Below are 21,615 nucleotides of genomic sequence, written 5' to 3'. Positions count from 1 at the left end.
AGGTTGGTTTCAGCCGACCAGGAAGCGTCGTGCACCCGGCTTCAGCAGTGGGTACTTGGCCTGCAGGTGCGGCTTGTCCTTGAGCAGTTGAGCGACATCGAGGCCGATGCTGTCCTTGGCTTTGCGCCAGCTGACATAGCCGCTGGAAAACTCCGCTCTGCTGGCATCGCCCATGGCCTGCTGCAGCATCTGCTTTAGCTCAGCCTCGCGTTTTTCCTTGTCGGCAATCGACTGACGAACTGCCCTCAGCTCGACGTAAGCCGCGCTGAGCCCGGCATGCTGGGTGAAGTCGACGACTTGGCCGTTGTCCTCCGGGTAGAGGCAGCGCAGTGCTGACTCTGCCGAAGCGGTGCCATCAGCCGGTGGCGGCGTATCAGTCTCCACGTAGTGCCAGAACTGGCGCTCCAGCTCGATCAGGCGAGCGATCATCTGCTCATCCCGCTCGATGCGGTGGATCTCCAGTGTCTGACCACCCAGCAGTACCGCCACATCCGCCGCCTGCTTGCCGGTGACGGCGAGCTGGTGCATAACCTGAAGCTGCACATACTCGGGAACGCCTTCCTTCCAGAAACGTGCGCCATTTATGCCGGCTGTCTTGCATTCGAGTATCTGTACATCGTCGGTCCCGATCACCTCGCGGTCGATGTTGGCCAGCATCCAGGGCAGCTCCGGATCCGGGTGCTGCAGCACGGCGTTGATGCGCCGAACCTTGTTCTTTGTGCGCTTGCTGTAGTGCCAGGCCACGATGGGCTCCAGCACGTTGCCCCAATACATCGGGCTTTCCTCATCCTGTGGGTCGGCCTTGGGCAGGCCAGCATCACGACCGGTCTTCTCCATCCAGAGTTCCAGCTGCGATTTGTAGGGGTTCAGACCGACTGCAGCTGCAGCATCCGAACTCCCGATGCCTTGCTTGCGGATCTGCAGCCAGTCCTCACGGGGTAGTTCTTTGGTACTGATTAAACGTAGGGCTGGGCGGGGTTTACTGGGGCTGCGGTTCAATGAAGTAGCTTTCATCATGTTTCTCCTGCAGGCATAAAAACGCCCAGCCAGCACAAGGCTGACCGGGCGTTTATGGTGGTAGGTAGATGTCTAGTCAGGGATATGCCGTTGACATATCCCGCTTGATTGGCACAATGGGCTATACGCAGGGCATATCCCCAGGAGGTTTCCATGGAACAAGGTGCAGTTTTTCAGAGCAACCGCAGTCAGGCGGTGCGTTTGCCCAAGGCGGTTGCGCTGCCTGAGGATGTGAAGCGGGTGGATGTAGTGGTAGTTGGTCGAGCCCGAATCATCACGCCGGCAGGCGAGGCCTGGGACGTCTGGTTCGATGGCGAAGGTGTGACCGCTGACTACATGGCGGATCGCGAGCAACCTGCAGATCAAGAGCGGGATGCGTTCTGATGCTGAAGTACATGCTTGATACCAACATCTGCATTTTCACGATCAAGAATCGCCCTGAGCAGGTGCGGGAAGCCTTCAAGCGCCATTCAGGCCAGCTGAGCATCAGCACTGTCACCCTGATGGAGCTTATTTACGGCGCCGAGAAGTCCGCTAATCCCGAGCGTAATCTGGCGGACGTTGAAGGTTTCGCTGCGCGCCTGGAAGTACTGCCTTACGACGCTCAGGCAGCGGCTCATTCCGGGCAATTGCGAGCTGAGCTGGCTCGTATCGGCAAGCCTATTGGCCCGTATGATCAGATGATTGCAGGACACGCACGTGCCCAGGGACTGATTCTGGTCACGAATAATCTTCGTGAATTCGAGCGAGTACCGGGTTTGCGCGTCGAGGATTGGGTGAGCGCCTGAGTAAGGGCGATCATTTAACGCAGAGCAGCTGAACCCCTGATCACCCTTGTGGCGATCAGGGGCTGTGTTTATGCCGCATCAGCTTAAGCGGCGAGCTGCAGCGCTGCGTCCAAGGCGCGTTGCTTGATCTGCGCGCCCTGGCCGAACCAGGCTGAGTCGAGGCGATACTCAGTGCTGCGCGCCCGGCGCTCGTGATCGACGTACTCGGTGACGGCATTGAGGAGGCCCCAGGCGGTGCCACGTGCCGAGTCGAGCTGACTGCCACGGCCACGACCTTCGTACAGCTCCTGAACTTTGCGCAGAGCGCGCTCGTTCGGCAGCTGTTCAGGAAGCGGACCGGTCGGGCTGGTCTCACACATCACGTTCATGAAGAAGCCCAGTGCCTCATGCCACTGCACTTTGCGTTCAGCCAGGTGGCGCATGCGGTACATAAACTCATCCCATTGCGAGACGGCGACACCAAGCTGCTTCTTCACCAGCTCACCATCGAAGCGGGTGCTGTGCGGCACCTTGATCGCACGGCTGGTGCCGTCCAGGGCGATGGTGAGGGTGTTGTTGCAGACCACGCGAATGGTGGTGGGCGTTGCCGTGGTGGCCAGAGTGCCGTCGCAGGAAGTGGCCAACAGTAGGTAGCCATTTACCTGGTCGTTACCCTTGAGTGCAGCGCCCTGGCCGGTGCGTGCCAGCGCCCAGAACTTGCGACCCCCCTTGAGCACGCCAGCAGTTTCCAGCTCGTAGCCGGAGACCTCGGTCAGGTCGCGATAAAACTCCAAGACATCCTTTGGCTGCACGGTGTGATAGCGCTGCGAGACCACCGACAGCGGTGCCTTGGTGTCCGAGCGGTAGAGCACTTTCTGTTCCGGGAATGAGTGGATCGCGCCCAGATGGCCAATGGCGTCCGACTTGAAATGCACGGGGCTTTCCAGGATCTGCCAGTCCATGCCGGCTTCGCGTTGCCAGACTTCGATGGGCTGCTTCTGCGGCAGGTTGTTGCCCAGACCGTGCCACGGGGTAGCGCCAGCGTAAGCCATGGTTTCGACGAGATGAGCCATTACAATACTCCTTCTACGTATGTATACGTAATAACGTTTCGTTTATCGGCGCGATGAATTCAACGCTCATTTTGTGTAAAGGCAGTGCCGCAGTGATGGCACTCATAGTTGTCGAGTACGTGAGAGTCAAACTCTTCACCCATCTTGGCGCCGGCCAGCCCCCCGGCAGTTCCACCTGCCAGGCCGCCCAGAATCGCGCCAGCCAGGCTACCCAGCGTAATACCCACGGGGCCAGCGAAAGCACCTATAAGCGCGCCGCTTTTTGCGCCAGCCATAGCGCCTGCTGCTCCGCTCGCCGTGCCGCCAACGGCACCAATAGCGCCCCCGACTTTCCGACCATGATTGCGCGCTACAACTCGAAGAGAACCGCAGGAAGGACAGCAAATACTCATCATTCAGACTCCTGTTCAAAAGAGGATACCCAGAGGTAGAAACGAGCTTTTCGTGCTCGTCTTCCCATGGGTAATAAAGGTCTGAAATATTTTTGAATCGCGTAGCGTGTTAGCAGCGTTCATGATTCCCGGCTTGTTGGCCAGCGAAGTATCCGCTGCACTGCGTAGATTCACGCATTGCCGGTTTCGAGACTGAAACTGCCCCTTTCGGGGGGGGCGTCTGGTTTAGGTTTTAATGAAAGCGCTCGTACCAAGATGCTGAAGTTGACTCAGCTATACCGGTGCGAGTGACCCGGTCGAACCTCCAGCATTGTGATCTGTTTGTGAGCATCGGATAGACAGCTTTCACGACTGCTGCTACCTTATTAAAAGGTAATACCTTTAGATAAAGAGGGCTAACCATGGCCACTTCCATCAAAATTGATGACGAGCTGAAAGGCCGCATTCAGCAGTTGGCGAGCCAACGCCAGCGCTCGTCTCACTGGATCATGCGCGAGGCAATCACCCAGTACGTCGAGCGTGAGGAGGCCCGTGAGAGCTTCAAGCAGGAAGCCCTGGCATCGTGGGCGGCATATCAGGAAACCGGACGGCATTTGACCAGCCAAGAAACTCGGACCTGGCTCGGTAGCTGGGGAACAGATACTGAGGTAGAGCTTCCCAAGTGCCACGATTGATTGTTACTGAAGGCGCGGCGAAGGGCTTGGAGCGTTGCCGGCGATTCCTCTCAGACAAAGATCCGCAGGTCGCGCGCCGTGCTGCACAGGCAATCGAGCGCCAATTCGCTCGATTGGAGGAAAGTCCGGAAGTAGGGCGTCCATTTCCAGATCTGCCGGAGCTGCGTGTGCTCATCATCGAATTTGGTGACTCAGGTTACGTAGCGTTGTACCGCTATGAGCGTGCAGATGACACCGCCTATGTCTTGGCCTTTCGCCATCAAAAAGAAGCTGGCTACTGAGGCTGGACAGCAGCTTTCGGGCTCCCGGCAAGAATCGACTCTAACTTCTCGCCCAATAAGCGCCAGGCTTCGGTTTTTTCCTTGGCGTAATCGTGGTGCAGGTAATGTCGACGGACCTTCGAGCCGCCCAGCAGATGGTTCTGGCAGCGATCAATGATTTCCAGCGTGATACCGAGCTCCTGCATCATCGTCGCGCCTGTTCGGCGCAGGTCATGCGGGGTCCATTCCCCCTTGGTTCCCTTGCTCAGTACCAGTGAGTCGTCATGATGCCGGCCGGCCAGTGGCTTGCTGCGGTTCTTGAATCGACACTGGCGGTCTCCGATGAGCTTGCTGACAGTCTTGGTATCAACGTTGCTTCGACCATCCTTGCTGGGGAAGCAGAACGGCGAATCGCCGGTTTCTTTCTTAAGGCGTTTAAACTGCGCAACGGAAAAAGCTGACAGGAACACATGGTGATCCTGGCGCTTGCCTTTATGGCCTTTGGTGGCCTCGGCCGGGATGAACCAAGTCCCCTTCTCCAGATCCACGAAGCGCCATTCGGCCTTAAGCAACTCGCCGATTCGGCAGAGTGTGCTCAGGCAGATCCACAGCGCGCACTGGACGCGCGTATTGACCGGGCGAATGCCTGAATACTTCTGGCCAGCAGGAAGCTCTTCGTAGTCTCTCTCCAGGCGTTCGAGGATGTCACGCAGCTCGCGAATCTCGTCGGGGGAGAGAAGGCGGTCCCGTTGTTCTTCATAATCGTGATCGAGCAGCTTGCTAACATCTATAAGGTCGGCTGGATTGCCGTCAGTCATCAGGCCTCGCCAGGGTTTGCGTTTCTCACCCCAGCGCAACATCTGGCCAATGTCGTTGTTGCGGATAACGACGGTGCGGTTTAGGCCACGGGCTTTGATTGAGCGCAGCACTGCGAGCAGATCCTTTTCAGTCAGGTTGCGCAGTGGTTTCTTGCCAATCAGCGGTAGGACATCTTTCTTGAAGCTGCGGATCAGTTCGGCATTGCCATCCTGGCGGGAGACGCCGTCGCGAATCCATTCGTCGAAGAGGTCTGCCACCGTCTTGTTTTCGGCCGCTTGGCGTTCGGCTTCGGCGATGGTCGCTGCGACTGCCGCTTGAGCTTCGATCTTGGCAGCTTTGCGAGCAGCGGTTGGATCGATTCCTTTTGCGGCCGTCGCCCTAACCTCATCACGTTCGGCACGAATCTGAGCAAGAGACTTCTTTGGCCAACTGCCCAGGCTTTGATCGCGTTTCAGTCCGTCTTGTTTGAATTCGTAGCGGAACTGCACTGTTACACCACGGACGCCTGCGCGAACCCTGGCAACCAGCCCGCCGTCCTCCCGAAGGATTCTGCCGTCATCGGCTGAAGTGAGTGCCTCTAGCTGCTTCGCCGTCAACCTTGCCACTTTCTACCCCTTGCCTAATTCGGTTGCCTTGAATTTTACCCCACTTTTACCCCACCGAATCGCTTGGCTGGTGGTGGACAGCATTGGACGCTATGGGACGAAAGAATAGCCTGTAAGGCCCGTATTTGCTAGGATTCGTGAGTCTATGAGAGTCCGTGGTGATCTACAGAAATCCACCAAAAAAGCGCATGGGGTGCTAGGGGGCGAGTGTTCGAATCACTCCGTCCCGACCATATAATCCCAGAAAATCCAGTCAGTTAGCGATAACTGGATTTTTATGGGTAAAGGTTTTTGCTCTTGCTCATTTTTCCCTCACCTTTACCCCGCTGCTCACTGCTGGCAGAACGCGTGGAAGTCGTACTGGATCAGGTACTTGATGGCGGGCAAGCCACAGGCTATCCGTTCGACAACGGGCCTGAGTACATCAGCAGTTAGCTCGCAGTGTGTGCTGAAAACATGGCATCCGCTTGACGCATATCCAGCTGGGAAACCCACAGCAAAATGCTTAAGTCGACTCTACTGCCGCACGGGGCGTGAGGCATTAGTTGCTCGAGTCCATTACCGAAGCTTAAGTGCATGCAATGGGCATCCAATCACGAACGCCAAATCTCGCCTTGGCGGCATCACCGCAAAACAGAAAATACCCCTAACGGCCTGATCTCTATTTCTGGCGAGTACTAAAATGGGGGAGTATCGTGTGAACTGCAGTATGATCAAAACATAGAATGCTGGATGTGCATTTGATCATGGCCGCGTAATGGCACCATTTATAAAAGGATTTTTTATGGCGAATGAAAGCAGTGAGTTTGATTTCGATTACGTAATTGTTGGCTCCGGCTTTGGTGGCAGTGTTTCTGCATTACGCCTGGCTGAAAAAGGATACAGCGTTGCAGTGATCGAACAAGGCCGACGCTGGACGCCTCAGAACTTGCCAAAAACGAGTTGGCAGTTTTGGGATTTTATTTGGAGTCCACAAGTTGGCTTGCGCGGTTTTTTTAAAATAAACCTTTTTAAGAGAGTGATGGTCCTTAGTGGTTGTGGTGTCGGTGGTGGTTCGATTACCTATGCTCAGACATTATTGGTGCCACCTGAAAAAATTTGGCAACAGGGCACATGGAAGGGCCTTGAAGACTGGCAAAAAACAATGCCAGCTTTTTATGATCTGGCAAAACGCATGCTCGGGGTGACAGAAAATCGCCGCCGCGCGCCCGCCGATTACAAGCTTTATGAAATGGCAAAAGTTTGGGGTTGTGAAGATACGTTTAAATTAGAAAATGTTGGTGTATTTTTTGGGGATGACGACAAACCTCAAGGCGCTGAATATAACGATCCATATTTTGGTGGCGCAGGTCCGAAACGTAAATCATGCAATGCTTGCGGCGGTTGCATGGTGGGTTGTAAATATGACTCAAAAAATACACTTGATAAAAACTATCTTTATCTCGCCGAGCAACTCGGCGTGGAAGTTAAAGCTGAAACAAAGGTGCTGGATGTTTCACCAATAGCCGGTGCTATCGATGGTTCAGAAGGTTATCGACTCACTTTGCGTCCAACATTCAAACGATTCGGAAAGAAAACTCAAATCACGGCGCGGTCAGTTATTTTTTCTGCTGCTTCGCTGGGTACCCAAGATTTATTACTCCGGATGAAAGATATCGGCGCGTTACCGAATCTTTCTGAGCAGCTTGGTAAGCAAGTGCGAACCAATTCAGAGTCTTTGTTAGGGGTGCGTTATCCGGGGAGCGATCTCGATCTCTCAACAGGTATCGCCATTGGCTCTGGGATCCAGATTGATCAATTTACGCATGTTGAGGCAACACGCTATCCATCAGGCTCAAATATTATATCGTTTTTGTTTACGCCTTTGACTGGCGGGAAACCCGGTATAACTCGTCCATTGAGCTGGTTGGGGGCTGTGGCTAAGTTACTCGTTACCAATCCTGTTAAAGGCTTGCGTGCACTCATGCCGTATCGATTTGCCAATGAGACGATGATCTTTTTGGTGATGCAAACCGTCGATGCACATATTGACTTTAGTTTGAAGCGACCTTGGTTTTGGCCGTTTAGCAAGCAAATGACATCTTCGAGCAAACGAATCCCAACCTTTATTCCTGAAGCAAATAACTTCACCGAGAAAGTAGCGAAAGCCACTGATGGGATTGGCTTAAGCTCAATAAGTGAAATCTTATTTAATGTGCCAACCACTGCGCACTGTATGGGTGGCTGCTGCATGGGAGACACGGCGAAAACGGGTGTGATTGATAATCAGCATCGTGTTCACAACTATAAGAATTTATTTGTGATCGATGGTTCGACGATTTCATCCAATTTAGGCGTAAATCCAAGCTTGACCATTACCGCGCTTGCAGAAAGGGCAATGAGTTTTATACCACCCAAAGAAGATGGAGCACAAAATGTGCGACATATTCAAGGTGATGAAACTAAGGCTCAAGCTGTAGGTGAGATGTAAACTTTCAAATCATCATCGATGCCACATAACAAATCTTTATGCGGCTCTGATCGATCAATAGTTTAGTGAGCAACTGGTCGCGATGAAGCTGTAGCTTTCGAGAACGAGGACGGTAGTTTCGCGTTTGAGTTCTGGGGAAAGGCACGGTGATGCTGGGCAGCCAACACTTCTCTATGGCGAGCATTCCCGCCTCAAGGGGTCTTAGGTAGCTAAAGCGGTGGCTGGAATAGAAAAAACGCGGCGCCCAATTAGGGAGCCGCGCAAACGCTCAACTGGTAGTCGCGGTTCCCGCCCGGTTGGGGCGGGTTGGCGTCAGAATTGCTCGGCACGCAGGCCGTATAGCGCGTCGCTGCCTGCGCGAATGCTGGCTTCAAGGCTCAGGCTGCGCGGTAGCAGGCGGGTGAAGAAGAACTCGGCGGTGGCCAACTTGGCGCTGTAAAACACTTCATCTTCGCTGCACTTGGCTTGAGCTACGGCGGCCATGCGCGACCACATCCATGCGTAGGCGGTGTAGCCGAACAGGTGCAGGTACTCAACTGAAGCCGCACCGGTTTCGTGCGGGTTACCCGCGGCACGCTCCTGCAGCCAACTGCTGGTCCGCTCCAGGCGCACAACAGCATCGAGCAGAGCAGCGGCATATGGCGTATTAGGCTGCTCGGCGAAACGGCGAATCTCCTGGGTGAAGTGGCGCAGCGCTACGCCGCCGTTGGCGATGACCTTACGCCCGAGCAGGTCGAGGGCCTGAATGCCGTTGGTGCCTTCGTAGATCTGCGCGATGCGCACGTCACGCACCAGTTGCTCCTGCCCCCATTCGCGGATGTAACCGTGGCCGCCGAATACCTGTTGGCCATGGATGCAGCTGTCCAACCCGGTGTCGGTAAAAAACGCCTTGGCGACCGGAGTGAGCAAGGCAACCAGACTATCGGCTGTCTGGCGCTCGTGGTTGTCGTCGCTGAATTTGCTGAGGTCGAGCTGCTGACCGACATAACAGGCAAACGCCCGGCCGCCTTCGGTGAGGGCCTTCATGGTCAGCAGCATGCGCCGCACATCGGCGTGCACGATGATCGGATCAGCCGCTTTGTCTTGGGCTTGCGGGCCGCTGGCGGAACGGCTTTGCAGGCGCTCGCGGGCGTAATCGCGAGCTGCCTGATAAGAGGCCTCGGCGCAGCCAATGCCTTGGATGCCGATGGACAGGCGCTCATAGTTCATCATGGTGAACATCGCCGCCAGGCCTTTATTCGGCTCGCCGATCAGGTAGCCAGTAGCTCCATCGAAGTTCATTACACAAGTGGCCGAGGCCTTGATACCCATCTTGTGCTCGATCGAGCCACAGCTCACCGCGTTGCGTTCCGCCAAACTGCCATCGGCATTCACCAGCACCTTGGGCACCAGAAACAGCGAGATACCGCGCGCACCGGCGGGGGCATCAGGCAACTTGGCCAGCACCAAGTGGATGATGTTTTCGGTCAGGTCCTGTTCGCCGCCGGTGATGAAGATCTTGCTGCCGCTGATCTGGTAGCTGCCATCGGCTTGCGGTTCGGCCTTGGTGCGGATGATGCCCAGGTCGGTGCCTGCGTGGGCTTCAGTCAGGCACATGGAGCCGGCCCAGCGGCCTTCGTACATTGGCGGCAGGTAAGTGTTTTTCAGCTCTTCGCTGGCATGCGCGTCGATGGCCAGGCAGGCTCCTGAACTCAGCGCCGAATACAGGGCGAAGCTGGAGCCGGCGGCATAGAGCATCTCTTCAAATGCGACGGCGAGCATCTTGGGCATGCCCATACCACCGTAAGCTGGGTTGCCGGAAAGCCCCACCCAACCGCCTTCGATATAAGTGCTGTAGGCTTGCTTGAAGCCCGTGGGGGTGACTACATCGCCAGCACTCCACTGTGCGCCTTCTTCATCACCACTGCGGTTGAGCGGGGCGATCAGGCCACCGGTGACCTTGGCGGCTTCTTCAAGAATGGCATCGGCGGTATCGGCATCGACCGTTTCGGCCAGGGCCGGTAGACGTGCCCACAAGCTTGGGGCATCGAATACTTCATGGAGGACAAAGCGCAGGTCGCGCAGCGGGGCGTTGTACTCAGGCATCGACAGTTTCTCGCACAGGTGCCGCACAGCGCGCGGCGATTAAAACGTCCGGACGTCATTGCATCCGGAGCGTTGCAGGGATAGACAACACGGCCCGCAGCACAGCGGACCATGTTCGTTCACTCGGCCTCGGCTGGGCCTTTGACGGTGTTTTTAGTGGTGAATTTGAGCAGGTGAGTGCGCTCGATCAGAATGTACAGGGTGGCACCTGCAGCCAGGCCCCAGCCTGCGCCGTAGACGGCCAGTACCACACCCATAGTGCCGGCCACACCACGTTCGGTGTTGTTACTCAGTTGCTCGAACCCCACCATCAGGCAGATATAGCCGGTAAGGATCAGCGTCAGCGACAGGGCAACCGGCAGTACCGGCTGGAAAAAGCTCACCAACGGCAGGGCAAACAGGGCGATAAAACCAGTGATCCAAAAGGTGCCACCGCCGCTGTAGATTGAGTCCATGGCTTTGCGGCCGTACTTGTAGCGCTCGGCCATGGTTGCGGCGACGGCCGTCCAAATTGGCCCGGCCAGGCCGGGATACGGCGCGAAGAAGGCATGCAGCGCGTTGCGCAGAGCGGTTACCAGATGCACGCGATCGATGTTGTTCTCGATCACTTCGTCGGGGCGTAGTTCATCGGCGCGCTGCATCAGTGACTGGCCGACGATGATGTCGCCAAAGGCGATTACGTAGGCGATAACGGCTGTAGGCACGGCCAACAGGAACACATCCAGTCCTGGGAAGCCGACGCTAAACGGCAGGTAACTCCACATCTCGCCGAAGGCCGGCGCGGTGATGCCGAACTTCACGTCGGGCATCTCATATTCACCCACGGCAATGCCGATGATAATTGCGATCAACATCCCCGGCACCATGCCGTAGTTGACGATTTTACGCGCCAGCGGCACACGTTCAGTGAGGCCTTTAAAGGATACCGAGAACATCAGGTACAGGCAGATCAGGCTGCCCAGCACCAGAGAAATAGGTGTATTGGCCAGGCGCCCGCCAGCGGAAATTTCACCCATCAGCGCGGCGATCCCGGCCCCGATGATGATGCCGCCTTTCATCGAGTTGGGAATAAGCCGGACCAAGGTGCTACCCAGACGTGTGACGCCGAGGAACAGGAATATCACGAAGACCAGAAATTGCAGGGCAAACAGTGCCTGAATCGCCCCAGGGCCGGGTTTGAAATTGCCGAGAAACAGCAATACAACCGGAATGCCGGGTGTGATCCAGCCGGGCACAAAGGGCACACCGAGCAGCGCTGGCAGCATAAAACCAACACCACACACCACAACATAAGCCAGCGCCACGTCGTAAGGCAGACCGAGGTACTTTTCCAGCAGCGGGATCATCGCCAGGCTGACCACGAACATGATCAGCGCCTGGAGCATCTCCGCGGTTTCCCAGCGGTAGTGGACAAAGGGCAGGCGTACTTTGAACGGGCCGATCGGCCAATGGGGCTGCTCATCCCCGTCGCGGCGTTTAAACACTTGCATTGAAGCTCTCCGTCGGCCGGTGGCCGGATTTTTGTTGTTGTGAAAACGGTTGTTGCTAACGCATTCCTACGCCACCCAATTGGTAGCGCAGTGAACGGTTTAACGGCGTGGCGTCGTTAGAGGGCCTTGGCCATATCGCGCAGAACGAATTTCTGGATCTTGCCGGTGCTGGTCTTCGGTAGTTGGGTGAAGACCACGGTTTTTGGCACTTTGAAGCCTGCCAAGTGTTCGCGGCAGAAGCTGACGATATCCGCCTCACTGACCTGCTGTTGTTCGGCCTTGAGGGTGATAAAGGCGCAGGGCGTCTCGCCCCATTTCTCATCCGGGCGCGCGACTACGGCGGCTTCGAGCACGCCGGGATGACGGTAAAGCACGCCTTCCACCTCGATGGTGGAGATATTCTCGCCGCCGGAAATGATGATGTCTTTCAGGCGATCCTTGATCTCCACATAACCGTCCGGGTGACACACGGCCAGATCGCCGGTATGAAACCAGTCGCCGGCAAAGGCTTCGGCGGTGGCGCTCGGGTTTTTCAGATAGCCCTTCATCACGGTATTGCCGCGCATGAATATTTCGCCAATGGTTTCGCCATCGCGCGGGGTCGACTCCAGGGTTTTCGGGTCGGCCACCATCACCCCTTCCAGGGTGGGATAGCGCACGCCCTGACGGGATTTGAGTACCGCGCGCTCGTCCAGCGGTAAGGCGTCCCATTCGGCATGCCAGGCGCACAGGGTTACTGGGCCGTATACCTCGGTGAGGCCGTAGACGTGGGTGACGTGGATGCCCATTTCCTCAACCGCGCCAATCACCTTGGCGGGTGGCGCTGCCCCGGCCACCATGGCCTTGACCGGATGGTCGATGGCCGCTTTGGCTTCGGCGGGCATGTTGACCAATGCATTGAGCACAATCGGCGCACCACACATGTGGGTGACCTGCTCGCTGCGAATCAGGGTGAGAATCTTCGCCGGGTCAACACGGCGCAGGAATACATGCACACCCGCCAATGCGGTAATAGTCCAGGGGTAGCACCAACCATTGCAGTGGAACATCGGCAGGGTCCAGAGGTACACCGGATGGTTGCCCATGGCCCATGTCATCTGGTTGCCCAGCGAGTTCAGGTAGGCGCCACGGTGGTGGTAAACCACGCCCTTGGGGTTGCCAGTGGTGCCGGATGTGTAGTTGAGGCTAATCGCCTGCCATTCGTCTGCCGGCCACTGCCAGGCAAATTGTGGATCGCCTTCGGCCAGAAATGCCTCGTAGTCGAGCTCGCTGACTGCTTGGCCTTCGCCGTATTCGGGATCATCCACGTCGATCACCAGTGGCGGATGATCGAGCATGCCGATGGCGGCGTGGACTACATCATGAAACTCGCGGTCGGTGATCAGTACCTTGGCTTCGCCGTGCTGCAACATAAAGGCGATGGCTTCGGCATCCAGGCGCACGTTGAGAGTATTAAGCACTGCGCCGATCATCGGCACGCCGAAATGCGCCTCGAGCATCTGTGGAATGTTCGGCAGCATTACCGCCACCGTGTCGCCTTTACCGATGCCGCGGCCGGCCAGTGCCGAAGCCAGACGCCGGCAGCGCGCGTATGTCTCGGCCCAGTCACGACGAATTGAACCATGCACAACGGCCGGGTAGTGCGGGTAAACACTGGCGGTACGCTCGATAAAGCTCAGAGGAGAGAGGGCGATATGGTTGACAGCGGCAGGCTCAAGGCCCTGTTCATAGATCGACATGCAAGTACCCATAGCAGATTGGATGCTCGGGCCATTGTGCGGGTAGTCTTACGCATAGGCCCGGTATTGTTCTGGGTCTATTTATATATCTATTTGTATTTATATGGAAGTTAAACCATAGTCATATGGTATTATTACTATATAATTTCGAGGCAATTCACCCTTGGTCGCTTTGCGCTTTCAGGTCGCCGCCATGATACTGCGCCGGCTCGCGGCGTGTGCGATTGATAAGGAATGAAACAAAATGAATGAAATTTCCGTGCAGCTGAACAGCTGGTTGCGTATGCAGCGTGAGTGCCTGCCGCTGGCGGTGCGCGCCGACGCGTTGCTGCGTGCCCTGCATGCCTGCCCGGAAGTACGGCAAGCGTTTTTTTTGCGGTGGCAGGCCAGCACGGCAATCTACAGCCATGAAGGCAATGCACCGCATCTGCCACCAGGCATTGGTGACCCGCTGCAGGCCAGTGATCAGCTGTTGTTTGAGCGCCTGCAACAAGAGCCTCGGCTGGACCTGGCCGCATTACGTCAATTGTCGTGCTGGCTCTCAGGCCGGGTGCGGCGTGCTGGGCTCAATCATGGACAGGCGCTCGCTCTGGAGCTGGATGAAGGGCAGCCAGGTTTGCTGCTGATTGAATTGCATGAGCACGCCGGGAGCGACTGGCTTGGTTTGGTGCATCAATTACTCTTGGCGCTGCTCGCCACGCTGCCGCAGCAAGCGCGTGGCAGCCTGCTGCTCGGCAGTGACCCGCAGCCCAGTTTGCTGCTGGATATCGAGGCGCTGCCGCTGCAGCTGAATGCGGCTATGCAGACGCTGATGGGCGAACTCCCGCTGGCAGCGCTGGCAGATTTGTTACCGGTCAACGCTGCGCATTTGGTGCGCGCATGCCTGCAGCAGGACCGCGCGATTGAGGCGGTTGAAGCACAATATAATGGCCAGGTGCTGATGTGGACCTTTATGCCCGATGCTGCTGAGCAGCAAGTACTGGCGCGTTGCCGACCGGCTACTGCCCAAGCGCAGGCCGAACGTGAAGCGGCCAAGGCCAGCCGCCCGTACCGGCTGATCACCGAAAACACCACTGACCTGATTTCCCGGCACACCCCAGATGGCTGTTTTCTCGATGCCTCGCCGGCCAGTTGGACGCTGCTCGGTTACTGGCCGGAAGAGCTGCGCGGGACCTTGGTGCAGGCGCTGTTCCATGAGCAAGACCAGCAGAACCTGTTTGGCAGCACTCGTGAAGCCCTGGAGCAAGACGGCTATCACACCATGACTTATCGCATTCGCCATCGTGACGGCGACTACCTGTGGTTTGAAACTGCCAGCCGCGCGATCCGCGAAACCTATACCGGCGCGGTAGTCGAGGTGGTCAGCGTGTCGCGGGATATTACTGCGCGGGTGCTGGCTGAAGAAAACAAGCGCCGCCTGGCTGAAGTGGTCGAAGCCAATACAGACCTTGTACTGTTTATCGACCCGGGTGGGCACCTGGCGCACCTTAATCCGTCTGCTCGACATGCTTTGAATATCGAGGATCAGCAGCCGTTACCGCCGCTTGAGCGGCTGTTGGCACCCGGCGATTTTCAGCAGTTGCAAAGCGAAGGCTGGGCGGCGGCCGATGCCGCCGGAGTGTGGAGCGCAGAGGTACGGCTGCTGCCGCTGGGTGAGCCTGCACCGTTGCTGGTGTCGTTGGTGTTGTTGGCGCATCGGGGTCGTGATGGCGAGCATTATTACTCGCTGGTGGCGCGCGACATGACTGAACGCGAACTGCGCGAAGCCGAGGAGCGCCGGCATCAGGATGAGCTGGCGCACACCGCGCGGCTGGTTACCCTCGGCGAGCTGGCATCCGGTATTGCCCATGAAATCAATCAACCGCTGGCAGCGGTGGTCAACTATGCCAGCGCCAGCCAGCGCTATCTCAAGGCGCTGGGCGATAACCCCGAGGCGGCAGGTAAGGTCGCTCAAGGTCTGGAGCGGATCAATGAGCACGCTAACCACGCCTCGGAAGTAATCAAGCGCTTGCGAGCTTTTCTGCGCAAGGGGCAGCGGCGTACCCAAGCGCTGGATGTTGCTAGCGTGGCGCGCGAGGCGGTACGTTTGTGCCAATGGGAGGCGAGTAATTGGCAGGTGACCATTGATGAGCAATTGGCGGACAATCTGCCGCCGGTGTATGCCGACCGGATTTTGCTGGAGCAGGTGCTGCTCAACCTGCTGCGCAATGCGATTGACGCCAACCGTGAGGCCCACCCCGGCCAATCTTCGCGTATCGAACTCTGCGCCGCCGAGCAAAATGGGCAGCTCTGTGTACGTGTGACGGATCAGGGGCCGGGTGTGGCGCAGGCCGAACTGGAGCATATATTCACCCCATTTTACACTAGCAAGGCCGAAGGGCTGGGGCTGGGCTTGTCGATGAGTCGCAGTATCATCGAGGGGATCGGCGGGGCGCTGGAGGCGCATCCCGCAATGGCCGGCGGCTTGTGCCTAGAGTGTCGCCTGCCGCTACTGCGTGGTGAGGACGCTGAACGTCTTGCTGGATATTAATTGCAACACAGTGGATGCATAACAATAAAAGGAGCAGGGCATGAGCCTGCAAATGCAACACCAGGTTTATGTGGTCGACGATGACCAGGGCATGCTCGACTCAACCGTTTGGCTGCTAGAGTCGGTGGGACTCAAGGCATTGCCGTTTACCAGTGGGCAGGCGTTTCTCGATGCCTGTGATGAACAGAGCCGAGGCTGTGTGCTGTTGGATGTGCGAATGCCGGGCATGGGCGGGCTCAATGTGCAGGACAGCATGCTCGCGCGCGGCATCCAGATGCCAGTCATCTTCGTCAGTGGGCATGCCGATGTGCCCATCGTGGTGCGTGCCTTCCGTGCCGGTGCCGTGGACTTTATCGAAAAGCCTTATAACGAACAGTTGCTGCTCGATAGCGTCCAGCAGGCCTTGAGCCGTGCCCCCGCGAGGGCACAGGTTGACCCACGCTTGCAGGCGGTGGAGGCGCGCATAGCCAGTCTGACCCCGCGTGAGCGTGATGTATTGCTGCCGTTAGTACGTGGCTACACAAATCGCGAGATGGCCGAGCAGCTGGATATCAGTGTCAAAACCATCGATCTCTATCGCTCGCGGGTGATGAAGCGCATGCAGGCGCAAACGCTTTCTGATTTGGTGGGTATGGCCATCGCAGCGGGTTTGGTTGATGCACTGCAACTGCGAGATGTGCAGTCTGAGCGTTAGCTTCAGCAGCTTAACTGTCCCTCTGTTAAAGCCATGCGCTTCGATGGCTCGTAAAACAGCTGACAGTCACTCTCCATTTTTTCAAAGCGCACGCACTAGCCCACAACCAGCGATGTAACCTGATTAACGCTGATGATTTTGTCGCTCCAGATCATTTCGTAGTGAGCGGCCTGGATGATGGAAGTAACGGGGCGTGGGGTAGTCAGTGCCCAGCAGATTTGCCCCGGGGCACGCACCGAGTTGTAGCGCAGGCCCGGGCAGGCGGCGCGTTTTGCTTCGTTGCCCAGTTGGTTGGCGTGGGTATAGTCATCGGGGGCGTAGATGGGGTCTGTGAGTGGCACTGTTGAGGCGTCCCGCATGCCGGCATCGCTGAAATTACAGGTCAGTCCTCTGAACACGAAGCGCTCGTAATTCAGGTTGGGCACGTTCGACCAATAGCGCTCCTGGTGGTAGCGGACTTCGGCGATTGCGGTGTCCATGTTATCGGCAAGGTAGAGGACGCCGAAGCTGCCATTGCTGAAGCGCGAACCGGCCGGATTCAAATGGGTGAAGGGCGCTGTTGCGTAGGAGCAGCCGGGAATGCCGAACGGTATCTGGTCGCGGGCTATCAGCTCAAGCTGGCCAATCTCGTTGAGCAGGCGCGGATTGCTGAGCGTCTGAATCTGATACAGCGCATCGAAGTCTTCTGCATCGGCTACATCGTCAAACAAGCCAATGGGTGGAAACTTGGAATTGACCAGGCGGTATGCCTGCAGACTCTCACCTTTAGTCAGTGGCAGCGAGGCCAGCGTTACCACTGTGCACCGCGCAACGCATCGATGCGGCGGAAGGTCTCGTACAGCGAAATCATGTCACCTTGGGCCATGACAGCTAACGGTGAACGGCCGTTGAAGAACGCATTGTGGTTCTCCATTGAGGCGAAACCGTAAAGATTCTCAGGGTTGTCGAATATCAGGCGCAGCGCCGAGTGGATATTCAGCACAAAACTGATGCGATGCATCTGATCAGCATCAAGGCTGACTGCCCAGTCTGCGTCCTGCTGTCCGGCGCGGGTGTAGGTACTGCGTGAAATACGCAAGATTTTGCAGACCTGCTCGCCGGTTGCATTCCACTTGTCGAGAATGCGCAGCGCCGCTCTGAGGCCGGCAGTGCACTGGCTTTTAGAAAGCGCCTGAGCTTGCATGGCTACGGTCATGGTTAGCACCTCGATTGACTCTGTAGAGCTAAAAATAGCATCTATGCGTCTGTGGATCAAATTCGGAACGTAGCTTTGCTCTAAAGCTGCATGACTACAGTAATCAGTGCAGAAATGGGCGCACGTTAGGTCCCGTGCAGGCTCAACCTACATTCTGCTGTTGGCCTGTCAGTCGAGTCGCTTGTTTATTCTTGCTGTGGCGGAGCCTAAAAGGACGACGCAAAATACCATCAGGATCAGCAGCTCACTCCACAGATCAGCGAAACTGGCCGCTCTTAGCATGATGCCGCGGGTTAAGCGCAAATAGTGCGTGAGGGGCATCAGCTCGGCAATCCATTGCGCCGCCTTGGGCATGCCTGCAAACGGGAACATGAAACCGGACAGCAGTATTTGCGGCAAGAAGGAGAAGAAGGCCATTTGCATGGCCTGAAACTGGGTGCTGGTGATCGTTGAAATGAAGATGCCGACGCCGAGGCTGGCGATAATGAACAGCAGTGATGCCACATACAGTTCAGTGACAGAGCCACGTATCGGCACAGCAAACAACCACTTGCCGACGATCAGGATCACGCTGACCTGAATCAGGCCAATGCCGATAAAGGGCATTACCTTGCCGATGGTTAATTCCCATGACGATACGGGCGTGGCAATGAGCAATTCGAGATTGCCATGTTCGCGCTCCCGCACCAACGCCACAGCGGTAAATATCACCATGGTCATGGTCAGAATCACCCCGAGTAATCCCGGCACTGTGTTGATGGCAGCCTCGCGCTCGGGATTGTAGAAGTTAACCACCTCGATACTTGTGCGCAGCGTAGTACCGGGTAATGGGAACTCGGCGAGCTGGCGGGTTGAGGCCTGAATGGATTGATCGGAGCCATCGACGACTAACTGCAAGGCTGGGCGATCTGTGCTTTGCCGGCGCTGCTCAAAATCGCTCGGAATCACCAGCGCGGCGCTGATTTTTCCTTGACGCAGCAGGGCGTCGATCTCTTGCGGGGCGCTCAGGTGATACTGCAAGTCGAGCACCTGGCTTGAGCCCAGCTCGGCAATGATTTCGCGCGAGTTGACCGTATTGGCCTGATCGAGCACGGCTGCATTGATGCCGCGAACATCCATGTTTATCGCGTAGCCGAACAACACCAATTGCAGCAACGGCACACCCGCGATCATGACGAAGGTTAACCGGTCACGGCGCAGCTGGCGGAGTTCCTTGAGGATGATGGCGCCCAGACGTCGCAAATTCATGATGCCGCCCCGGCAGGCTTGTGAGTTACGTAAACAAACACGTCCTCAAGGTTGGCTTCTGTGGGCTGGATCTGCACGCTGATGTTGGCTTGTTTGAGGTGCTGTTGCACCGTCTCTTGTGCGTCAGTGCTGTCTATCAGGATGCGCAGCGCCTTGCCGATCTGCGCCGTGGCCAACACGCCAGGGCAGTCGCGCAGGCAGGCTTGTACTTGTCGCGGCTGTTGGCAGTCTAGAATCAGCGCCTGTCCTGGCAGATTATCCATCAGCTCTGTCGGGCTGCCTGTCGCGACCAGTTTGCCTGCATCAAGAAAACCGAGGCGCATGCAGCGCTCGGCCTCATCCATGTAATGGGTGGAGACCAGCAGCGTGGTGCCCGCATCGGCTAACTCGAACAACGAGTCCCAGAATTCGCGGCGCGACTGTGGATCGACCGCGCTGGTAGGCTCGTCCAGTAGCAACAGATCGGGTTTGTGCAGGACCGCGCCCGCCAACGCCAATCGCTGACGTTGGCCGCCGCTGAGGGTTCCAGCCAATTGCTGGTGAATATCCGTCAGCCAGTAACGCTGCAGCAACTCGTCTATTCGCGCCCGCGCAGCCGCCTTGCCAAGGCCTTGAACCGCGGCCAGAAACTGCAGGTTCTCGATCACGCTGAGATCTTCGTACAGCGAGAACTTCTGAGTCATGTAACCGATACGTCGCTTTAGCGCCTCAGCGTCCTGCGGAATCTTGTAGCCGAGCACCTCGATCTCTCCGGCGCTGGGCAGAAGCAGGCCGCAGAGCATGCGGATGGTGGTAGATTTGCCACAGCCATTCGGGCCGAGAAAACCGAATACCTCAGAACGTTGAACGCTCAGGTCGAGGCTGTCGACGGCAGTGAAATCGCCGAAACGTTTAGTCAGACCGCGTGCCTTGATAACCAGTTCGCCGTCACTCATGTTCAGGCAACCTGACTGTGACGGGCAGACCCGCTGGCAGCTTCGCGGCTTCAACGCCTTGTAGTACGACTTCCGCGCGATACATCAGGCGACTGGCGTCTTCACCAGTGAGTGCGTAATACGGCGTGAAGCTCGGGTCGCTGCTTATGCTGCGTACATGGCCGGTGTAAGTTGTGTTGTTGCCTTGCACCGTGACCTGCAGCTCATCCCCAATTGTCAGTTGGGTGCGCAAGCTTGCCGGGATGAACAGCCGTGCATAGGGCGCATCGCCGACCAGCATCACCACCAATTGCGCACCAGCAGGCGGTTGATCGCCGGTTTTGTAGGGTAAGGCGTCTATTCTTCCTGCGCGCGGCGCCTGCAGGCTCAGGTGTTCACGCGCCAGTTGCAGTTCGCGTAGCTTGCCTTCAGATGAGGCTTGTGCGGCTTGCGCTTGCTGGATTTGTTCGATGCGGGTGCCGTTAGTCAGCTCTTCAAGATTGGCCCGTGCGTTACGTGTCGCTGCCTGCGCCTCATCTCGTGCAGCGCGTGCTTTATCCAGTTCGGCGAGGGCAATTTGTTTGCGTGAGTAGAGGGTGGCGAGGCGGGCGTAGTTGCGATCGGCTTCTAGCTTGCTGGCCTGACTCTGCTCCAGCGTGGCTTCTGCGGCTTGAATATTCTCAACCCTTGCGCCTTTGACTAGCTCTGCCAGTTTGGCGCGGTTTTGGCTCAATTCGCCCTGAGCCTGAGCAATGCGCGCATCCTGGCGGCGTGGGTCCAGCTCTAGCAATAAATCACCAGCCGCAACCTGCGCACCTTCTTTTACATGCTCGGCGGTAATCCGTTCTGATAACTCGGCGGGGAGGGTGATGCGATCCCATTCCAGCGTGCCGAGTAATTCTGGAGGCGCTGGCTCGCAGCCCAGAAGCATTAGCGCAAAGAGCAGAACAATTGAACGATGACGCATGTCAGGCCTCCATCCCGTGTTGCAACAGACTAAGGGTATGGTTAACGAGTTGCTCATGGCTGATCGGCGGGTTATCGAATACGTTGCGCCAAATCGGCCCGGCAGCGAACGGCAGCAGTGTCAGGCCAATCAGCGAGACCACCAACAGCCTTGGATCTAATGAGGGATTAAGCGTTCCGCGTTGTTGCGCGTGGGCAAAACGCTCAGCCAATAATCGCGGCAGGATTGGGGCCATGCGCCCACTGATGTATTCGCGCAACAGGCCGCCTTCGCAGAGTATTTCGCGTACCCACAGCGGTGGAACCCACGGATTGCTGATAACCATCGCACTGACCTCACGCACAAAAACGCTGGCCAATTCGCCAGGCTGTTGATCGGCTTGCTCGATGCGCTTGGCTATTTCGATCAATTTTGGCAGCAACAGTTCTTCTGCGACGGCGCTAACCAAGGCAGATTTTTTACCGAAGTAGTAGTTGAACAGGGCAGGTGTTACGCCGGCCTCAACAGCGATGGAGCGAAGGCTGCTGGCCTTGATGCCGCAACGGCCAAAGACTTCGGCGGCGATGATGAGTAAATCTTCGCGCTGAAGCTGAGTGTCGGCAGGGCGCCGACCCGCATTCGAGGTTGGAGAAACCATAAAATTAACTACCAACTAATTAATTGAGCAGTTAATTAA

The 21,615-nt window shown here is 57.0% G+C and carries 21 protein-coding genes; 8 read left to right on the top strand and 13 right to left on the bottom strand.

Features of this window, described 5'->3' with window-relative positions; translation table 11 throughout:
• Window positions 1-9 precede the first annotated feature (9 nt).
• Window positions 10-1,014, bottom strand: coding sequence for a YqaJ viral recombinase family nuclease (locus PMYSY11_RS11145; RefSeq protein WP_150549227.1), 1,005 nt, complete (start codon window positions 1,012-1,014; stop codon window positions 10-12).
• 156 nt (window positions 1,015-1,170) lie between these two features.
• Between PMYSY11_RS11145 and vapB the strand changes: the two genes are divergently transcribed.
• Together vapB and vapC are read left to right on the top strand one after the other, a co-directional pair.
• Entirely contained in the window at window positions 1,171-1,401 is a 231-nt protein-coding gene (vapB, locus tag PMYSY11_RS11140) for a type II toxin-antitoxin system VapB family antitoxin (protein WP_003285520.1), read from the top strand.
• Window positions 1,401-1,805, top strand: coding sequence for a type II toxin-antitoxin system tRNA(fMet)-specific endonuclease VapC (vapC, locus tag PMYSY11_RS11135; protein ID WP_150549226.1), 405 nt, complete (start codon window positions 1,401-1,403; stop codon window positions 1,803-1,805). Before vapB ends, vapC begins: the two co-directional genes overlap by 1 nt.
• A gap of 83 nt (window positions 1,806-1,888) precedes the next feature.
• Here vapC and PMYSY11_RS11130 read toward each other — a convergent pair whose 3' ends face one another.
• Window positions 1,889-2,857, bottom strand: a complete 969-nt coding sequence (locus PMYSY11_RS11130; RefSeq protein ID WP_150549225.1) for a DUF932 domain-containing protein — start codon at window positions 2,855-2,857, stop codon at window positions 1,889-1,891.
• A 59-nt stretch (window positions 2,858-2,916) separates the two neighbouring features.
• Entirely contained in the window at window positions 2,917-3,132 is a 216-nt protein-coding gene (locus PMYSY11_RS22130) for a hypothetical protein (RefSeq protein WP_003285516.1), read from the bottom strand.
• 518 nt (window positions 3,133-3,650) lie between these two features.
• On the opposite strand from PMYSY11_RS22130, the gene PMYSY11_RS11120 reads away from it, so the two are divergent.
• The gene (locus PMYSY11_RS11120; protein ID WP_116801393.1) at window positions 3,651-3,923 is read left to right on the top strand and encodes a CopG family ribbon-helix-helix protein; all 273 of its coding nucleotides are present in this window, start codon (window positions 3,651-3,653) and stop codon (window positions 3,921-3,923) included.
• Entirely contained in the window at window positions 3,911-4,204 is a 294-nt protein-coding gene (locus PMYSY11_RS11115) for a type II toxin-antitoxin system RelE/ParE family toxin (RefSeq protein WP_150549224.1), read from the top strand. Before PMYSY11_RS11120 ends, PMYSY11_RS11115 begins: the two co-directional genes overlap by 13 nt.
• Here PMYSY11_RS11115 and PMYSY11_RS11110 read toward each other — a convergent pair.
• Entirely contained in the window at window positions 4,198-5,607 is a 1,410-nt protein-coding gene (locus PMYSY11_RS11110) for a tyrosine-type recombinase/integrase (RefSeq protein WP_150549223.1), read from the bottom strand. The two genes, PMYSY11_RS11115 and PMYSY11_RS11110, sit on opposite strands and share 7 nt — an antisense overlap.
• A 297-nt stretch (window positions 5,608-5,904) precedes the next feature.
• On the opposite strand from PMYSY11_RS11110, the gene PMYSY11_RS11105 reads away from it, so the two are divergent.
• Window positions 5,905-6,042 (top strand): hypothetical protein, encoded by a 138-nt coding sequence (locus PMYSY11_RS11105; protein ID WP_172970686.1) that lies wholly within the window; start codon window positions 5,905-5,907, stop codon window positions 6,040-6,042.
• Between the two features lie 349 nt (window positions 6,043-6,391).
• Window positions 6,392-8,077 carry a GMC oxidoreductase gene (locus tag PMYSY11_RS11100; RefSeq protein ID WP_150549222.1) on the top strand — a complete coding sequence of 562 codons (1,686 nt, stop codon included), beginning with the start codon at window positions 6,392-6,394 and terminating at the stop codon, window positions 8,075-8,077.
• Between the two features lie 312 nt (window positions 8,078-8,389).
• Here the strand turns inward: PMYSY11_RS11100 and PMYSY11_RS11095 are convergent, their stop codons facing one another.
• The 3 genes from PMYSY11_RS11095 to PMYSY11_RS11085 all read right to left on the bottom strand — a co-directional run bounded on the left by PMYSY11_RS11095 (window position 8,390) and on the right by PMYSY11_RS11085 (window position 13,391).
• On the bottom strand, window positions 8,390-10,162 hold the full coding sequence (locus PMYSY11_RS11095; protein WP_150549221.1) for an acyl-CoA dehydrogenase C-terminal domain-containing protein: 1,773 nt from the start codon (window positions 10,160-10,162) through the stop codon (window positions 8,390-8,392).
• Window positions 10,163-10,281: 119 nt separating this feature from the next.
• The gene (locus PMYSY11_RS11090; RefSeq protein ID WP_150549220.1) at window positions 10,282-11,652 is read right to left on the bottom strand and encodes a solute carrier family 23 protein; all 1,371 of its coding nucleotides are present in this window, start codon (window positions 11,650-11,652) and stop codon (window positions 10,282-10,284) included.
• A gap of 116 nt (window positions 11,653-11,768) precedes the next feature.
• On the bottom strand, window positions 11,769-13,391 hold the full coding sequence (locus PMYSY11_RS11085) for an acyl-CoA synthetase (protein ID WP_069900306.1): 1,623 nt from the start codon (window positions 13,389-13,391) through the stop codon (window positions 11,769-11,771).
• A 244-nt stretch (window positions 13,392-13,635) separates the two neighbouring features.
• Between PMYSY11_RS11085 and PMYSY11_RS11080 the strand changes: the two genes are divergently transcribed.
• Window positions 13,636-15,921, top strand: coding sequence for a PAS domain-containing sensor histidine kinase (locus tag PMYSY11_RS11080; RefSeq protein ID WP_150549219.1), 2,286 nt, complete (start codon window positions 13,636-13,638; stop codon window positions 15,919-15,921).
• A gap of 40 nt (window positions 15,922-15,961) precedes the next feature.
• Window positions 15,962-16,615, top strand: a complete 654-nt coding sequence (locus PMYSY11_RS11075) for a response regulator transcription factor (RefSeq protein WP_150549218.1) — start codon at window positions 15,962-15,964, stop codon at window positions 16,613-16,615.
• Between the two features lie 95 nt (window positions 16,616-16,710).
• Here the strand turns inward: PMYSY11_RS11075 and PMYSY11_RS11070 are convergent, their stop codons facing one another.
• The 6 genes from PMYSY11_RS11070 to PMYSY11_RS11045 all read right to left on the bottom strand — a co-directional run bounded on the left by PMYSY11_RS11070 (window position 16,711) and on the right by PMYSY11_RS11045 (window position 21,576).
• Window positions 16,711-17,412, bottom strand: a complete 702-nt coding sequence (locus PMYSY11_RS11070) for an RES family NAD+ phosphorylase (RefSeq protein WP_150549217.1) — start codon at window positions 17,410-17,412, stop codon at window positions 16,711-16,713.
• Complete coding sequence (locus tag PMYSY11_RS11065; RefSeq protein ID WP_069900310.1) at window positions 17,406-17,810, bottom strand: antitoxin Xre-like helix-turn-helix domain-containing protein; 405 nt, start codon at window positions 17,808-17,810, stop codon at window positions 17,406-17,408. Before PMYSY11_RS11065 ends, PMYSY11_RS11070 begins: the two co-directional genes overlap by 7 nt.
• A 168-nt stretch (window positions 17,811-17,978) precedes the next feature.
• A complete protein-coding gene (locus PMYSY11_RS11060; protein WP_150549216.1) occupies window positions 17,979-19,058 on the bottom strand; it encodes an ABC transporter permease in 1,080 nt (359 codons plus the stop codon).
• The gene (locus tag PMYSY11_RS11055; RefSeq protein WP_197737975.1) at window positions 19,055-19,993 is read right to left on the bottom strand and encodes an ABC transporter ATP-binding protein; all 939 of its coding nucleotides are present in this window, start codon (window positions 19,991-19,993) and stop codon (window positions 19,055-19,057) included. The genes PMYSY11_RS11060 and PMYSY11_RS11055 overlap by 4 nt, the downstream gene beginning before the upstream one ends.
• Window positions 19,986-20,939, bottom strand: coding sequence for an HlyD family secretion protein (locus PMYSY11_RS11050; RefSeq protein WP_150549215.1), 954 nt, complete (start codon window positions 20,937-20,939; stop codon window positions 19,986-19,988). Before PMYSY11_RS11050 ends, PMYSY11_RS11055 begins: the two co-directional genes overlap by 8 nt.
• Before the next feature lies 1 nt (window position 20,940).
• Window positions 20,941-21,576 carry a TetR/AcrR family transcriptional regulator gene (locus PMYSY11_RS11045; RefSeq protein WP_090511929.1) on the bottom strand — a complete coding sequence of 212 codons (636 nt, stop codon included), beginning with the start codon at window positions 21,574-21,576 and terminating at the stop codon, window positions 20,941-20,943.
• Window positions 21,577-21,615 lie beyond the last annotated feature (39 nt).

Source organism: Pseudomonas marincola (genome assembly GCF_900682675.2).
Lineage (GTDB): Bacteria > Pseudomonadota > Gammaproteobacteria > Pseudomonadales > Pseudomonadaceae > Aquipseudomonas > Aquipseudomonas marincola.
This window is presented reverse-complemented; position numbering and strand designations above follow the sequence as displayed.

Bases quoted from the DNA above. Each gene is read 5' to 3' on its own strand.
- PMYSY11_RS11145 (WP_150549227.1), bottom strand. From the start codon at position 1,014: ATGAAAGCTACTTCATTGAACCGCAGCCCCAGTAAACCCCGCCCAGCC.
- vapB (WP_003285520.1), top strand. From the start codon at position 1,171: ATGGAACAAGGTGCAGTTTTTCAGAGCAACCGCAGTCAGGCGGTGCGT.
- vapC (WP_150549226.1), top strand. From the start codon at position 1,401: ATGCTGAAGTACATGCTTGATACCAACATCTGCATTTTCACGATCAAG.
- PMYSY11_RS11130 (WP_150549225.1), bottom strand. From the start codon at position 2,857: ATGGCTCATCTCGTCGAAACCATGGCTTACGCTGGCGCTACCCCGTGG.
- PMYSY11_RS22130 (WP_003285516.1), bottom strand. From the start codon at position 3,132: ATGGCTGGCGCAAAAAGCGGCGCGCTTATAGGTGCTTTCGCTGGCCCC.
- PMYSY11_RS11120 (WP_116801393.1), top strand. From the start codon at position 3,651: ATGGCCACTTCCATCAAAATTGATGACGAGCTGAAAGGCCGCATTCAG.
- PMYSY11_RS11100 (WP_150549222.1), top strand. From the start codon at position 6,392: ATGGCGAATGAAAGCAGTGAGTTTGATTTCGATTACGTAATTGTTGGC.
- PMYSY11_RS11095 (WP_150549221.1), bottom strand. From the start codon at position 10,162: ATGCCTGAGTACAACGCCCCGCTGCGCGACCTGCGCTTTGTCCTCCAT.
- PMYSY11_RS11090 (WP_150549220.1), bottom strand. From the start codon at position 11,652: ATGCAAGTGTTTAAACGCCGCGACGGGGATGAGCAGCCCCATTGGCCG.
- PMYSY11_RS11085 (WP_069900306.1), bottom strand. From the start codon at position 13,391: ATGTCGATCTATGAACAGGGCCTTGAGCCTGCCGCTGTCAACCATATC.
- PMYSY11_RS11080 (WP_150549219.1), top strand. From the start codon at position 13,636: ATGAATGAAATTTCCGTGCAGCTGAACAGCTGGTTGCGTATGCAGCGT.
- PMYSY11_RS11075 (WP_150549218.1), top strand. From the start codon at position 15,962: ATGAGCCTGCAAATGCAACACCAGGTTTATGTGGTCGACGATGACCAG.
- PMYSY11_RS11065 (WP_069900310.1), bottom strand. From the start codon at position 17,810: ATGACCGTAGCCATGCAAGCTCAGGCGCTTTCTAAAAGCCAGTGCACT.
- PMYSY11_RS11060 (WP_150549216.1), bottom strand. From the start codon at position 19,058: ATGAATTTGCGACGTCTGGGCGCCATCATCCTCAAGGAACTCCGCCAG.
- PMYSY11_RS11055 (WP_197737975.1), bottom strand. From the start codon at position 19,993: ATGAGTGACGGCGAACTGGTTATCAAGGCACGCGGTCTGACTAAACGT.
- PMYSY11_RS11050 (WP_150549215.1), bottom strand. From the start codon at position 20,939: ATGCGTCATCGTTCAATTGTTCTGCTCTTTGCGCTAATGCTTCTGGGC.
- PMYSY11_RS11045 (WP_090511929.1), bottom strand. From the start codon at position 21,576: ATGGTTTCTCCAACCTCGAATGCGGGTCGGCGCCCTGCCGACACTCAG.